General features: G+C 65.4%; 15 protein-coding genes and 1 riboswitch. Of the genes, 6 read left to right on the top strand and 9 right to left on the bottom strand.

Features of this window, described 5'->3' with window-relative positions:
• The first annotated feature begins 66 nt into the window (after positions 1-66).
• On the top strand, positions 67-459 hold the full coding sequence (locus I6F33_RS23970; protein ID WP_225144308.1) for a thioesterase family protein: 393 nt from the start codon (positions 67-69) through the stop codon (positions 457-459).
• Positions 460-477: 18 nt separating this feature from the next.
• On the opposite strand, the gene I6F33_RS23965 is transcribed toward I6F33_RS23970, so the two are convergent.
• The 3 genes from I6F33_RS23965 to I6F33_RS23955 all read right to left on the bottom strand — a co-directional run bounded on the left by I6F33_RS23965 (position 478) and on the right by I6F33_RS23955 (position 3480).
• Complete coding sequence (locus tag I6F33_RS23965; protein WP_225144307.1) at positions 478-1839, bottom strand: flagellar biosynthesis protein FlgA; 1362 nt, start codon at positions 1837-1839, stop codon at positions 478-480.
• Positions 1840-1906: 67 nt separating this feature from the next.
• On the bottom strand, positions 1907-2731 hold the full coding sequence (gene proC, locus I6F33_RS23960) for a pyrroline-5-carboxylate reductase (RefSeq protein ID WP_225144306.1): 825 nt from the start codon (positions 2729-2731) through the stop codon (positions 1907-1909).
• 248 nt (positions 2732-2979) lie between these two features.
• A complete protein-coding gene (locus I6F33_RS23955; protein ID WP_036009392.1) occupies positions 2980-3480 on the bottom strand; it encodes a YbjN domain-containing protein in 501 nt (166 codons plus the stop codon).
• A 432-nt stretch (positions 3481-3912) separates the two neighbouring features.
• A riboswitch (FMN riboswitch) is annotated at positions 3913-4072 on the top strand.
• 77 nt (positions 4073-4149) lie between these two features.
• Between I6F33_RS23955 and I6F33_RS23950 the strand changes: the two genes are divergently transcribed.
• Entirely contained in the window at positions 4150-4707 is a 558-nt protein-coding gene (locus I6F33_RS23950) for a 6,7-dimethyl-8-ribityllumazine synthase (RefSeq protein WP_225144305.1), read from the top strand.
• A gap of 124 nt (positions 4708-4831) precedes the next feature.
• On the opposite strand, the gene I6F33_RS23945 is transcribed toward I6F33_RS23950, so the two are convergent.
• The 5 genes from I6F33_RS23945 to lgt form a co-directional block, all read right to left on the bottom strand.
• Entirely contained in the window at positions 4832-5785 is a 954-nt protein-coding gene (locus I6F33_RS23945) for a ribose-phosphate pyrophosphokinase (RefSeq protein ID WP_036009398.1), read from the bottom strand.
• 194 nt (positions 5786-5979) lie between these two features.
• Entirely contained in the window at positions 5980-6597 is a 618-nt protein-coding gene (locus tag I6F33_RS23940) for a hypothetical protein (RefSeq protein ID WP_225144304.1), read from the bottom strand.
• 186 nt (positions 6598-6783) lie between these two features.
• On the bottom strand, positions 6784-7551 hold the full coding sequence (pgeF, locus tag I6F33_RS23935; protein ID WP_225144303.1) for a peptidoglycan editing factor PgeF: 768 nt from the start codon (positions 7549-7551) through the stop codon (positions 6784-6786).
• Positions 7548-8666: an SAM-dependent methyltransferase gene (locus I6F33_RS23930; RefSeq protein WP_225144302.1), complete on the bottom strand. Its 1119-nt coding sequence runs from the start codon at positions 8664-8666 to the stop codon at positions 7548-7550. Before I6F33_RS23930 ends, pgeF begins: the two co-directional genes overlap by 4 nt.
• A gap of 20 nt (positions 8667-8686) precedes the next feature.
• Positions 8687-9532 carry a prolipoprotein diacylglyceryl transferase gene (lgt, locus tag I6F33_RS23925; protein WP_036027175.1) on the bottom strand — a complete coding sequence of 282 codons (846 nt, stop codon included), beginning with the start codon at positions 9530-9532 and terminating at the stop codon, positions 8687-8689.
• Between the two features lie 198 nt (positions 9533-9730).
• Here lgt and I6F33_RS23920 point away from each other — a divergent pair, with 198 nt between their 5' ends.
• The 4 genes from I6F33_RS23920 to ychF all read left to right on the top strand — a co-directional run bounded on the left by I6F33_RS23920 (position 9731) and on the right by ychF (position 12934).
• Positions 9731-9994 (top strand): accessory factor UbiK family protein, encoded by a 264-nt coding sequence (locus I6F33_RS23920; RefSeq protein ID WP_057027684.1) that lies wholly within the window; start codon positions 9731-9733, stop codon positions 9992-9994.
• Positions 9995-10332: 338 nt separating this feature from the next.
• Positions 10333-11049, top strand: a complete 717-nt coding sequence (locus I6F33_RS23915) for a 50S ribosomal protein L25/general stress protein Ctc (protein ID WP_057027685.1) — start codon at positions 10333-10335, stop codon at positions 11047-11049.
• Positions 11050-11107: 58 nt separating this feature from the next.
• The gene (pth, locus tag I6F33_RS23910; RefSeq protein ID WP_225133874.1) at positions 11108-11713 is read left to right on the top strand and encodes an aminoacyl-tRNA hydrolase; all 606 of its coding nucleotides are present in this window, start codon (positions 11108-11110) and stop codon (positions 11711-11713) included.
• Between the two features lie 123 nt (positions 11714-11836).
• Entirely contained in the window at positions 11837-12934 is a 1098-nt protein-coding gene (gene ychF / locus I6F33_RS23905; RefSeq protein ID WP_036009406.1) for a redox-regulated ATPase YchF, read from the top strand.
• A gap of 114 nt (positions 12935-13048) precedes the next feature.
• On the opposite strand, the gene I6F33_RS23900 is transcribed toward ychF, so the two are convergent.
• Complete coding sequence (locus I6F33_RS23900; protein ID WP_028134403.1) at positions 13049-13345, bottom strand: DUF4282 domain-containing protein; 297 nt, start codon at positions 13343-13345, stop codon at positions 13049-13051.
• Between the last annotated feature and the right edge of the window lie 4 nt (positions 13346-13349).

Raw genomic sequence — 13349 nt, 5'->3', positions numbered from 1 at the left:
TATGGGTCCCGGATCGGCGCGCGCTTAAGGCGCGCTTGTCCGGGACGACACTGAGTGTGAGGGTCCATGGACGCACGCGACTTCATCACAACAGGCATGAGCGCCGAGCGCACGCTGGTGGTCCCGGTGGAGCGCACCGTCGGGCATTTCGTATCAGGCATGCCTTTTGTCTACGCGACGCCGATGATGATCCTGGAGATGGAGATGACATCGGGCGATGCGATCCGCGCCGCGCTTCAGCCGGGTTGGGTCACTGTCGGTACCGAGGTCGACATCCGCCATCTTGCCGCCGCGCTCGTCGGTGCGACCGTGCGGACCACTGCAAAGGTGGTCGCGGTCGAGCGCCGCGTCATTCGCTTCGAGGTTGAGGCATTCGAGGGCCCGCGCAAGCTCGGCGAAGGCCGCCACGCCCGCGGGCTCGTCAATGTCGAGATGTTCAACAAGCGGCTCGGGGCTTAACGCGGCTGTGGATTTCGCCTAATCCACCTTCCGCGCTTTTGGAGACGAATACGACGTTTCCTGCTCCCTGCGGAGACGCACGGCAGACAGCCTCTCGTCAATCGCCACATCCGCCCAGGTGATGCAGGTGTCTTTGGCTACCGCCTTGGTCAATCGCACATTGTGCGCAAGCCCGAGTGGCAGATAGCGCTTTTCAAGGGAGGTGCTGGCGGGCGTCAGTTTGCCGAAGACGCTGTAGCCGCCTTCTCCGTCGAGCATGTCTCCCTCGCGCAAGTCCTTCTTGGCTGTGGCAGCAACATCGGCGTTGAACGTCGTGGCGACGCCTGTCGCCTCATTGCGCAGAGCGATCGAGGCAACTGAAATTCCAAGCTCCAGCCCTATGAGATGCCACTTCTTGTAGGAGCTCATGTAACGACCGCTCGGATCGGTGACGACGCTGTATTCCTGGAAACAGTTGCGGATGTAATCGCTGTCGCCTTCGAAACAGACCCACACGCCCTTGCGGATGTCGTTGGGGATGGGCCTGCCTTCGGCCGTCAGGCAGGATACGACCTCGACCTGGCCCTTGGATTCCAGGATGCCGCCCTCCGAACGGGGGCGCATCAGCGTGGGGATGTCGTCGACCGATCCCGGTGGGAATGCAAGGCCATGCGAGGGCGCCTCCAGGCCGGTTGCGTTCGCGATCGCGGCAGATTCAATCGCAGGCTTGGAGCCGTCGAGGAACGCGTTGAACATTTTTGGATTCATGCCCCCGCGCGCAGCTTGCTCTGCAGACAATCCCCAGTGATCCCAGACCGTTTCGGGCGTGGATTCCCGGTAATGCGGCAGCCATTTGTGGCCACGGCCCGCTGCCACGACGGGAAAACCGCAGGCCCTCGCCCAATCTACGAGGTCGCAAGCGAGAGCCGGCTGATCGCCATAGGCCAGGCTGTAGATCACGCCGGCCTGCCTGGCTCTCTGCGCGAGGATCGGTCCGCAGAAGGCGTCGGCTTCGACGGTCACGTTGATGACGGCCTTGCCTGCAGAAAAGGCGCCGAGGCAGTGCTCGACCGCCGCGACAGGATTGCCGGTGCACTCTGCGATCACCTCGATGCCTTCGCACTTCACAAGCGCTTCCCAGTCGTCGGTCAGGAAGGTCGTGCCGTACTTGAGAGCATCCCCGAGTGAGGTCGCGGCGAACTGCTCCGGGCGCCACCCCACCCGGTACAGGTTTTCGCGGGCACGCGATGGGGACAGGTCAGCAATTCCAACGAGATGGACGCCCGGCGTACGCAGGACTTGATGGAGATACATTGCGCCGAACTTGCCCGCCCCGATCAGTCCGATTTTGATGGGGCGCCGCTCGGCCTGTCGTTCGAGAAGTTTCGCGTAGAGGTTCACGATTGCTCTCCCTATCGGCAACGACCGGGATCGCCGCGCATTCGGCCGCCGAAGCGCTCTGATCCGTCTACTTCGCCAATTCCTTCGACCGCTGCGTGGCCGCGGCGATGGCGCGGATCATGAGTTCGCGCAGGCCCGGCTCGCCCATCAGCACACTGAGCGCGGCGGCCGTGGTGCCGCCGGGCGAGGTGACGTTCTGGCGCAGGGCGCTGGACGGCAGCTCCGACTGGTGCAGCAGCTCGCCGGAGCCGGCGACGGTCTCGCGGGCGAGCTTGGTCGCCAGCGCCTCCGGCAATCCCGCTTCGACGCCGGCGCGGGCGAGCTCTTCGGCGAGCAGGAACACATAGGCCGGGCCCGAGCCGGACACGGCGGTGACCGCGTCCATCAATCCTTCATCCTCGACCCATTCGACCGAGCCGGTGGCGCGCAGCAGCGCATCCGCCACCGCGCGCTGCGCGGCGCTGACGTTGTTCGCGGCAACAGCGACGGTGATGCCGCGGCCGATCGCTGCCGGCGTGTTCGGCATCGCGCGCACCACGGCGCCGCCACAGACCTCCTGGAGCGAGGCGATCGTGGTGCCTGCCATGATCGAGACCACCGACGTCTTCTCCGAGACGAACGGCTTCAGCTTGGCGCCGGCCTCGCGGAACATCTGCGGCTTCACCGCCACGACCAGCGTCTCGACGGCGCCGGCGGCGCTCACATCAGGATTGAGCACGACGCCCTTGGCGGCCAGCGCGGAGATCTCGGGCGCAATGTGCGGCTCGATCACCGCGACGCGGCGCGGATCGAGCCCGCCCGAAAGCCATCCGGTCAGCATCGCGCCGCCCATCTTGCCGGCGCCGGCGAGCAGGATGGTGCCGGTGATGTTTTGAAGAGGGTTGTTTGCCATCGCCCTTGCCACGCGTTTGCTGTCATCCCCGCCTAGTGCGCAATTGCGCACGGGGGGCGGGGATCCCTGCGCGAGCGATTGCTCGTCGCATAACCACAGGCGGTTCTAGTGGATCGAGGTGTCGGCAACAAGCCGCGTGCCACAAGTGGCCATCACGCGGTATGGATCCCGGATCGGCGCGCGCTTTGGGCGCGCTTGTCCGGGATGACGTAGGGAGGGAGCTGCGGCTCCCCCACGCATTGCGAGTCCTAGGCCTCGCCCACCGTATCGAACATTGCCGCGTCCATCGCCTCCGCCGTGCTCTTGCCGGCCCACACCACGAACTGGAACGCCGGGAAGTAGCGCTCGCAGGCATGAATGGCGCCGGCGAGCATGACCTCGCATTGCGCCGGCGAGGCGGTAAGGCCGCCCGGCAGCACCAAGGCCTGGCGGTGCATCACCATGCCGGTGGTGGTCCACAGGTCGAAATGGCCGACCCACAGCTGCTCGTTGACGGCGGCGACGAGCCGCTGCACCTCGCCGCGGCGCGCGGGCGGAATCTTCATGTCGAAGGCGCAGGCCAGATGCAGCGCCTCGATCTCGCCCATCCAGGTAAAGGAGAGCTGGTAGTCGGTCCATTGTCCCTTGGAGACAATCGTGAGCTCGTCCTCGCCGGAGCGTTCGAACGGCCAGTTGTTGCTGGCGGCGATGTCCTCGACCACCGCGAGCGGATGGTTTCTGGAATCGATAGTGCCTTCGAGCAGGGACATGCCGTCTCGACCTCTTGCCTTCTTGTTGTCTTTGATACGCACGCGGTTGGGCCCGGCGCGCACTCCCTAAACGTCGCTGCGGCGTCCCTCGGATCAGCCTTTGCAATCCCCTCGGAGTCGCTGTTGCGATCCCTCGGATCAGCGCGGGCCTGTCGCGGATCAAGTGATGTGATTTGCGGAATCTGCGCAACGGGGTCGCGAGTCCGTCCACAAGCCAGGACTCGTTCGTCCACAGCTCATCTCCGCCACAATCCTTAACGGACGAGAACAAACCGGAATCGGATTCGGCAAAAAAGCTCGCCGCAAATTCCGTGGGGCGAGGGCCGGACCGCCGTGCGGGCATGGGACCATGCGCTTGGCCCATGCGGAACACGCTTGCCGCGACTGCCCGGCGGCGGCATATTTCCTGATAGGCCGTTCATCCCGGACGGCCGATGTTCTCAGGGCGGGGTGAAAGTCCCCACCGGCGGTAAGGGCCGACAAGCCCAAGCCCGCGAGCGCCTTCCGCAAGGGTTTATCCCGAACGGAAGGGTCAGCAGATTCGGTGCAACTCCGAAGCCGACGGTTAAAGTCCGGATGAAAGAGAACGGTCGGTGGCAGACGCATCGCAAGGTGCGGCTGTTTGTCGTTCCGTGTGCCCTGATTCTGGTCCTTAAACCGAGGAAAGCCATGAATCAGATGCTGCAAGACCCCCAAACCGAAACGTCCCAAACGCCGCCGCCGGTTCCCGTGGATCCGGCCCCTGCGCATCCGCGTTTCGCCAAGCCGCAGCGGGTGGCCTTCGTGCAGGCCTGCTGGCACCGCGACGTGGTCGCGGAAGCCCGCATCGCCTTCATGAAGGAGGCAGAAGCCCGCCACCTCACCCATGTCGACGTGTTCGAGGTGCCGGGCTCGTTCGAGATCCCGCTGCACGCGCAGGTCCTCGCCAAGACGCGGCGCTACACCGCGATCGTCGCGGCCGGTCTCGTCGTCGACGGCGGCATCTACCGCCACGAATTCGTCGCCGACACCGTGATCAAGGCGCTGATGGACGTGCAGCTGCGCACAGAGGTGCCGGTGTTCTCGGCCGTGCTGACGCCGCAGCAATTCCACGAGACCGAGGCGCACTACGATTTCTTCCGCAAGCACTTTGCGATCAAGGGCGTCGAGGTCGCGACCGCCTGTGCGGAGACGTTGCACGGCTTGGAGCGTTTGCGCGGCCAGGTCGCGGCGGGGATCGTGGGGTAGGCAATGGTCATTCCGGGGCGCGCGCAGCGCGAGCCCGGAATCCATTGATCGACACGGATTGCTGCAAGATGGATTCCGGGTTCGGCGCTGACGCGCCGCCCCGGAATGACGGTGCTAGATCAAATCAGTCGAACAGGCTCGACACCGATTCTTCCGCCGCCGTGCGCGCGATCGCATCCGAGATCAGGCTGGCGATCGGCAGGGTGCGGATGTTCGGCGCCTTGGTCACCGCGTCGGTCGGCAGGATCGAATCGGTAATCACCAGCTCCTTCAGCCTGGAGCCGGCGATGCGGGCGGCGGCGCCGCCGGAGAGCACGCCGTGGGTGATGTAGGCGTAGACGTCCTTGGCGCCCTTGGCGAGCAGCGCATCGGCCGCGTTCACCAGTGTGCCGCCGGAATCGACGATGTCGTCGACAAGGATGCAGGTGTGGCCGGAGACGTCGCCGATCACGTTCATGACCTCGGATTCACCCGGGCGCTCGCGGCGCTTGTCGACGATCGCGAGCGGGGTGTTGATGCGCTTGGCGAGGCCGCGCGCGCGGGCGACGCCGCCGACGTCGGGCGAGACCACCATCGTCTTGGTCAGGTCGAACTTGTCCTTGATGTCGCGCACCATCAGCGGCGCGGCGAACAGGTTGTCGGTCGGGATGTCGAAGAAGCCCTGGATCTGGCCGGCATGCAGGTCGAGCGTCATGACGCGGTCGACGCCGGCCTGCGTGATCATGTTGGCGACGAGCTTGGCCGAGATCGGCGTGCGCGAGCCTGATTTACGGTCCTGCCTTGCGTAGCCGAAATAGGGCAGCACTGCGGTGATGCGGCGCGCCGAGGAGCGGCGCAGCGCGTCGGTGATGATCAGCAATTCCATCAGATGATCGTTGGCGGGGAACGAGGTCGACTGGATGACGAAGGCATCCGAGCCGCGGACGTTCTCCTGGATCTCGACGAAGATCTCCATGTCGGCGAAGCGCCGCACCACCGCCTTGGTCAGCGGCAGGTCGAGCCCTTGCGCGATCGCCTGGGCGAGGGCCGGATTGGAGTTGCCGGCGACGAGCTTGATGGAGCCGTTTTTGGCCGACATGGACGCTTCCTCCCGCGCTTTGCTGGATACGACCTTCAACATCTGAGAATACCCGCTGGCAGCACGGTTACGACGGGCGAGGAAATATCAGGCGGAAGGCCGCGATGGCAACCCGGGATGCTACGTTTTCCCTTCGAAAATCCTGAGTCGGGCCAACGGCTTGGCCGCAAGTTGAGGCCGTGGTTTAGCGGGGGTTATTGCTCGGCATAGCCGAGCGCTGATGCCGGCATGTCCTGCGCGGGAGCGTCCTTGACGACGCTGGCCACCGCCGGTCCCCGCAATGCCGGAGCCGCGCCGGGTGCATCCGGCGTTCCGTTGATCATGTTGGAAAGTCCGCTGAATCCGGCCTGGGCGATCTTCCGCAGCACGAGGTCGTCGGCAGCCGACCACGCGTCGCGCCCGCCCTTGGCCGAGGTCGGTTCCTCGCCGGAGAGACGCAGCACGCGCTGCTGGTTGGCGTCGTAGACGTCCCAGACCCAGGCGATCACGGTCTTGCCGCGCACCACCTGGGCGGAGAGGTAGCTGCGCACGCGATAGGCAGCCGTACCTTCGCGGGAGACCACGGACAGGCTGCGCAGCTTGGATTCGCTATCGAGCACGCCGACCATGCGGTCGAACACTTGCGGAGGTGGCCCGTCGATCGATTCGAAGGCGATAGTGGCCCCGCTGCCGGCGCTCGGCGCCATCGCATAGGAATTGGCGGCAGTGCCGCCGCCGCCGGCGCAGCCGCCCAGCGCGGCCGCCGCCGCCAGCAGCATGACCGCCAGCACGCGCGAACCCGCGCGGCGGAAGATGAATGACGCGTCCCTCATTATGGAGGGCAGCGATATCGTTAAAATCGATTAAGGTCTAGGGCAGGCGCGACACATCCCCACTGTCACTCCGGGGCGATGCGCAAGCATCGAACCCGGAATCCATTTCGCCGCGTGAATTGCCGCACGATGGATTCCGGGTTCTCGCTTCGCGAGCCCCGGAGTGACACGGGGTTGCCCCTGTGTTCACCCATCCAGCGCAATCGCGTGAACGTGACGGCCGTAATCCGGCTCCTTGCGATGGACCGAACGGCGATAGCTGAAGAAGCGCTCGTCGGCGTAGGTGTCGAGGCCGAGATCGTCGATCATCAGGATGCCGGCGGCCTCGAGCCGCTTGCGGATGAAGCCGGCGAGATCGAACATCGCGTGGCCCTCGCGCACCGAGGGGATGAAGAACACAGCGTTCTCGGCATCCTGTTCGATGAAGCGCGCGACGAACTCGTTGCCGACCTCGTAGCTGTCCTGGCGGATCAAGGGGCCGATCGCGGCGATGATGCCGCCGCGCGTGGCGCCGAGCTGCTCCATCGCCGCGATGGTGGAATCCAGCACGCCCGTCAGTGCGCCCTTCCACCCCGCATGCGCGCCACCGATCACGCGCGCCTGGGGATCGACGAACAGCACCGGCCCGCAATCGGCGGTGGAGACGCCGAGCGCGATGCCTGGCGTCTTCGTCACCAGCGCATCGCCCTTCGGCCGTGGCCCGCTCGGCCACGGTGCCTCGGCAACCAGCACGTCGGGCGAATGGATCTGGTGCAGGCTGAGGAAGCGCTCGGGCGCAACGCCGACATGCTCGGCCATGCGGCGCCGGTTCTCGGCGACCAGGGTCTGATCGTCGTTGGAGCCGAGCCCGCCGTTCAGCGCGGAATAAATGCCGCCGGAGACGCCGCCTTCGCGGGTGAAGAAGGCATGGCGCAGGCCGGGCACGGCCGACAGCAGCGACGAAGCTATCGTCATGAGGCCTCTCCTGTCTGTTCGAGATCGCTGAGGCCGGCAAGGCTTGCCAGCCGCGGCTCCGAGATGCCGAGCACCTTGAACATCGAGCCCATGCCGCCACGCCCGGTATCGGTCAGGCGCTTGAGCGCCACCGAAATGTCGGTGGCGACGTCGGGCGCTGCTTTCTGCATCAAGGCGGCGGCGCGGGTGTCGATGCCGATCCGCTTGAGGAAGTCGCCTTGCGTCACCGGCCCATGCACGCGCGCGCCGACATCCTCGGCCGCGCGCGCCAGCGCCTGGAAATCGACATGGGCGGTGACGTCGGCCTGGCCCGGCGCCTTCAAGGGATCGGCGAAGGTGTGGCGCGCAATCGCCTGGAACGTGTCGCCGGCGTCGCTGCGGAGGTGGCCGTAATCGATGATGAGCGCCGCGCCGTCCTGGTCGCGCACGCGCGTGGCAAGCTTCATGATCTCGCCGTCGGGGCGCCACTCGAACACGGCGCCGATGGGGGCGGCGCGCACCAGGGGCGGCAGCAGCACGTCGAAGCGAGGCGTCGGCTCCGGCGCCGCGCCGAACTGAAGCTTGCCGTTGGGATCGATCTCGATCACGCGCTCGTGCCAGCCGTTCTCGAGCCGGACCATCTGGTGGATCGGCAGCACGTCGAAATATTCGTTGGCGAGGATGATGCTGGGGCCCTCCGGCACCTCGTCGATGCTGTCGTGCCAGGCGATGTTGCGCACGTTGGCGAGCGTCGCGCTCTGCCGGTCCCGCAACACGGGATTGACCTCGACCATGTGGATGTGGAGCGCCTGGTAGAGCGGGGGCAGCACGCGGAGCGCGCGCAGCGCATCCGCCATCATGGTGCCGCGGCCGGGGCCGAGCTCGATCAGCCGCACAAATTGCGGCGAGCCCATCTGCTTCCAGACCGAGGCGGTCCACAACCCCAAGAGCTCGCCGAACATCTGGCTGACTTCGGGCGCCGTGGTGAAGTCGCCCTCGCGCCCGAGCGGATCGCGCGAGACGTAATAGCCGTAGCGCGGATGCATCAGGCACAGTTCCATGTACCGCCAGACCGGCATGGGCCCGGAAGATTTGATCAGCGCCTTGATCTCGTTGAGCAGCGGCTGGTCGGTCACGGCGATCTTCTCGAAATGAATTAGCGAATGGCCTGGACGGGCGTCGGCGCACCGCGCCTCACTGCCAATACAATAAGAATGAGGCCGACGATAAGCATCGGGATCGACAGCAGCATGCCCATGGTTAATCCGCCCCAGAGGAAACCGAGCTGCGCGTCCGGCTCGCGGAAATGCTCGCCGGCGATGCGGGCCAGACCATAGACCAGGATGAAGGCGCCGAGGATCATGCCGGGGCGCTTCAAGGCACCGAACCGGATCATGATCGCGAGCACCGTGAACAGCAGGATGCCCTCCATGCCGGCTTGGTAGAGCTGGCTCGGATGCCGCGGCAACTGCGTCGGATCGTTGGGGAAGATGATCGCCCAGGGCAGGGTCGGGTCGGTGGCGCGGCCCCACAATTCGCCGTTGATGAAATTGGCGATGCGTCCGAGCAACAGCCCGACCGGGGCGACCGCGGTGGTGATGTCGCCGAGCGACAGGATCGAGATGCCATTGCGCCAGGCGAACCACATCACCGCGACGACGCAGCCGAGGAAGCCGCCGTGGAACGACATCCCGCCCTCCCACAACTTAAAGATCGCGGCGGGATGATCGATGAAGAAGGGCAGGTTGTAGAACAGCACGTAGCCGGCGCGGCCCCCCACGATGATGCCGAGCGTGACCCACAGGATGAAGTCGTCGATCTGAAGCAGCGAGATCGGCGCGGGTCCGCCCCACAGGCGTTCGCTCTTCAGCAGCGCGCGGGCATAAAGCCAGCCGAACACGATGCCGCAGATATAGGCCAAGGCATACCATTTGATCGCGAACGGACCGATCTCGAGCGCGATCGGGTTGAAGGCGGGGAAGTCGATGAGCAGAAACGGCATCGCGCCTTCTGTGTCCAAGCGGGATCGCGGCGGTCGGCGCCGGCAGACGCCCCGTGATTCCTCTTATGCAGGGACGTTGAATACGATTGCAAGGAAACCGGCGCATGACAAGGATACCGCCGCTTCGCTCTTGAACCGGCCCCGTCGGATTGCCATTGTCATTCTGCGTGTTCGCGCAAAGTTTATCGGAGGCCCACAATGACCCAGACCAACAACCGGTTTTTCGACGAGATCGGCCGCCTGATGAACGACGCCGCCGGTGCTGCCCAGGGCGTCAAGCGCGAGTTCGATTCCGTGATGCGCAGCCAGGCCGAAAAATTCCTGCGCGACATGGACCTCGTCAAGCGCGAGGAGTTCGAGGCGGTCAAGGACATGGCGCGCCTTGCGCGTGAGGAGAACGAAGCCCTGAAGGCGCGGCTCGCAGCGCTGGAGGCGAAGCTCGGGGGGACCCCGACGTCGTAAAGCGCGGTCTCTTACCCTCCCCTGGAGGGGGAGGGTCGGCGCGTAGCGCCGGGGTGGGGTGATCTCTCCACTCGGGCACCGCCTCGATCGAGAGACTGTCACCCCACCCCGGCTCACGTTTTGCTACGCTCCATATGAGCCGATCCTCCCCCTCCAAGGGAGGGTAAGGACCCGGGCCTCCAGGGGAGGGTACCAGCCCATTCTCCTTGTCATTTCCGCAGCTTCCGGGTAAAAGCCCGCCACGTCCGCGGCCCCCGCACCCCTGGAGGCTTGCTGTGGATTATGCCATGGGCCGCCTTGCGGCCCATTAACTTTTGCAAAAACAAGGACTTAACGACATGGCGACGACCGTCAAGGAATTGAAGGCGACCGCGCGTCCGAAGAGCGGCAAGGGGGCCGCCCGGGCTGAGCGTCGCGCCGGGCGAGTGCCCGGAGTGATCTACGGCAACAACCAGCCCCCGCTGACGATCTCGATCGAGGATCGTGAACTGCGCCAGCGCATCCTTGCCGGCCGGTTCCTGACCACGCTGGTCGACATCGACCTCGAGGGCAAGAAGCACCGCGTCATTCCGCGCGACTATCACCTCGATCCGGTCAAGGACTTCCCGATCCATGTCGACTTCATGCGGCTGGGCGAAGGCGCCACCATCCGCATCAGCGTTCCCCTGCACGTGGTGAAGGCCGAAACCTCCCCGGGCGTGAAGCGCGGCGGCACCGTCAACATCGTCGCCCACGCGATCGAGCTCGAATGCGGCGTCGAGAGCATCCCGCAATATATCGAGGCCGATGTCGGCTCGCTCGAGATCGGTCACTCCCTGCATCTGGCCGACGTCAAGCTACCGGCCGGCGTCAAGGCGCTGACCCGCGAGGACGCGACCCTCGTCACCATCGTGCCGCCGTCCGGTTACGCCGAAGAGCAGAAGGCCGCTGCTGCGGCTGCCGCTGCTGGTGCGGCCCCGGGCGCTGCGGCTGCTCCGGCCGCTGGTGCTGCGGCTCCGGCTGCTGCTCCTGCCGCTGCTGCCAAGGCTCCCGCCGGCGGCGACAAGAAGAAGTAATCTCTCGAAGCTGGCGCGCGGTCCTTGACCGCGCGCCGAGCGGGGGGCGCGCCGCGTCATGCGACTCTTTGTTGGGCTCGGCAATCCCGGCGCGAAATACGCACGTAACCGGCACAATATCGGCTTCATGGCCGTCGACGAGATCGCGCGGCGTCATGGTTTTGCGCCGTGGCGCCGCCGCTTTCAGGGCGAGACCTCGGAAGGTGCGCTCGGCACCGAGCGCGTGATCCTGCTCAAGCCCACGACCTACATGAACGAGTCCGGACGCAGCGTTCAGGAAGCGGCGAGCTTCTTCAAGATTGCGACCAGCGACACCACCGTGTTCCACGACGAGCTCGAGCTGCCGCCAGGCAAGGTGCGGGTGAAGATCGGCGGCGGCATTGCCGGCCACAACGGCCTGCGCTCGATCTCGGCGCATATCGGCAACGATTATCGCCGCGTGCGCCTCGGCATCGGTCATCCCGGCGTCAAGGAGCTGGTGCACGGCCATGTGCTGTCGGACTTCGCCAAGGCCGACAACGAATGGGTGACGACGCTCTGCGACGCGGTGGCCGAGCACGCCGCACTGCTTGCCAAGGGCACGGACGCAACCTTCGCCAACAGGGTGCATCTGGCCATGCAGGCGAAGGGGTTTTTGACCAAGGACGAGAACGGCAAGGAATAGCACCTGTCATCGCCGGACTTGATCCGGCGATCCATCCTTCGAAGACGATGGATGCGCGGATCAAGCCCGCGCATGACGAGTTCGAAAGACATTTGCGCGCGAAGCGCGGAGGCCAGGACCACCATGGGATTCAAATGCGGGATCGTCGGATTGCCCAATGTCGGCAAGTCGACCTTGTTCAATGCGCTGACCGAGACGGCCGCGGCGCAGGCCGCGAACTATCCGTTCTGCACCATCGAGCCGAATGTCGGCGAGGTCGCCGTGCCCGATCCCAGGCTCGACAAGCTCGCGGCCATCGCCAAGTCGGGCCAGATCATCCCGACCCGGCTGACCTTCGTCGACATCGCCGGCCTCGTGCGCGGCGCCTCCAAGGGCGAAGGCCTCGGCAACCAGTTCCTCGCCAATATCCGCGAGGTCGACGCCATCGCGCATGTGGTGCGCTGCTTTGAAGATTCCGACATCACCCATGTCGAAGGCAAGATCGCCCCGCTCGCGGACATCGAGACCATCGAGACCGAGCTGATGCTCGCCGACCTAGACAGCCTCGAGAAGCGCGTCGACAATCTCACCAAGAAGGCCAAGGGCAACGACAAGGACGCCAAGGAGCAGCTCGATCTCGTCAACCGCACCCTGGTGCTCTTGCGCGAAGGCAAGCCCGCGCGCCTCGTCGAGCGCAAGGCGGAGGAGGAGCGGGCCTTCTCGATGCTCGGCCTGCTGTCGTCCAAGCCCGTGCTCTATGTCTGCAACGTCGAGGAAGGCTCGGCCGCGACCGGCAACGCCTTCTCCAAGGCGGTCGAGGAGCAGGCGGCGAAGGAGGGCGCAGTTGCCGTCGTCATCTCCGCCAAGATCGAATCCGAGATCGCGACCATCTCGCGTGACGAGCGCGCGGACTTCCTGGAGACTTTGGGCCTCGAAGAAGCCGGCCTCGACCGCCTGATCCGTGCCGGCTACACCCTGCTCGACCTCATCACCTACTTCACCGTGGGCCCGAAGGAAGCGCGCGCCTGGACCATCTATCGCGGCACCAAGGCGCCGGCGGCGGCCGGCGTGATCCACACCGATTTCGAGAAGGGTTTTATCCGCGCCGAGACCATCGCGTATGACGATTACGTCGCGCTCGGCGGCGAAGCCGGTGCCCGCGATGCCGGCAAGCTCCGCCTCGAAGGCAAGGATTACGTCGTCGCCGACGGCGACGTGATGCATTTCAGGTTTAATACGTAGGAGCTGGTCATTCCGGGGCGCGCGAAGCGCGAGCCCGGAATCCATCTATACGCTTGTTCTGTGGCTCAATGGATTCCGGGCTCGCCTCTTCGAGGCGCCCCGGAATGACGGGAATCACCGCATCCCTGATCCCTGGTCCCTGATCGCGCCGAGATGCTCGTTGATGCGGAAGACGATCAGGATCAGCTCCGCGACGATGCGCGAGAACACGATGCCGACCACGACGCTGGCGATCGACGACAGCAGCACCAGGAAGCCGCCGAATGGGCTGATCGCCATCGCGGCCAACCCTGAGAAGATGCCGGAGAGCCCGAACAGGCAGATCAGCGCGATCACCAGCCAGTAGAAGGTCTTGATGATCGTCGGCGTGATGAAGCGGTCCCACTGGAACAGGTCGCTGAATGAGAACATTGCT

This window comes from Bradyrhizobium sp. BRP20 (assembly GCF_020194215.1).
In the GTDB taxonomy this organism is placed as follows: domain Bacteria; phylum Pseudomonadota; class Alphaproteobacteria; order Rhizobiales; family Xanthobacteraceae; genus Bradyrhizobium; species Bradyrhizobium yuanmingense.
The sequence above is the reverse complement of the archived record's forward strand: the minus strand, read 5'-3'. Positions and strand labels throughout refer to the sequence as shown.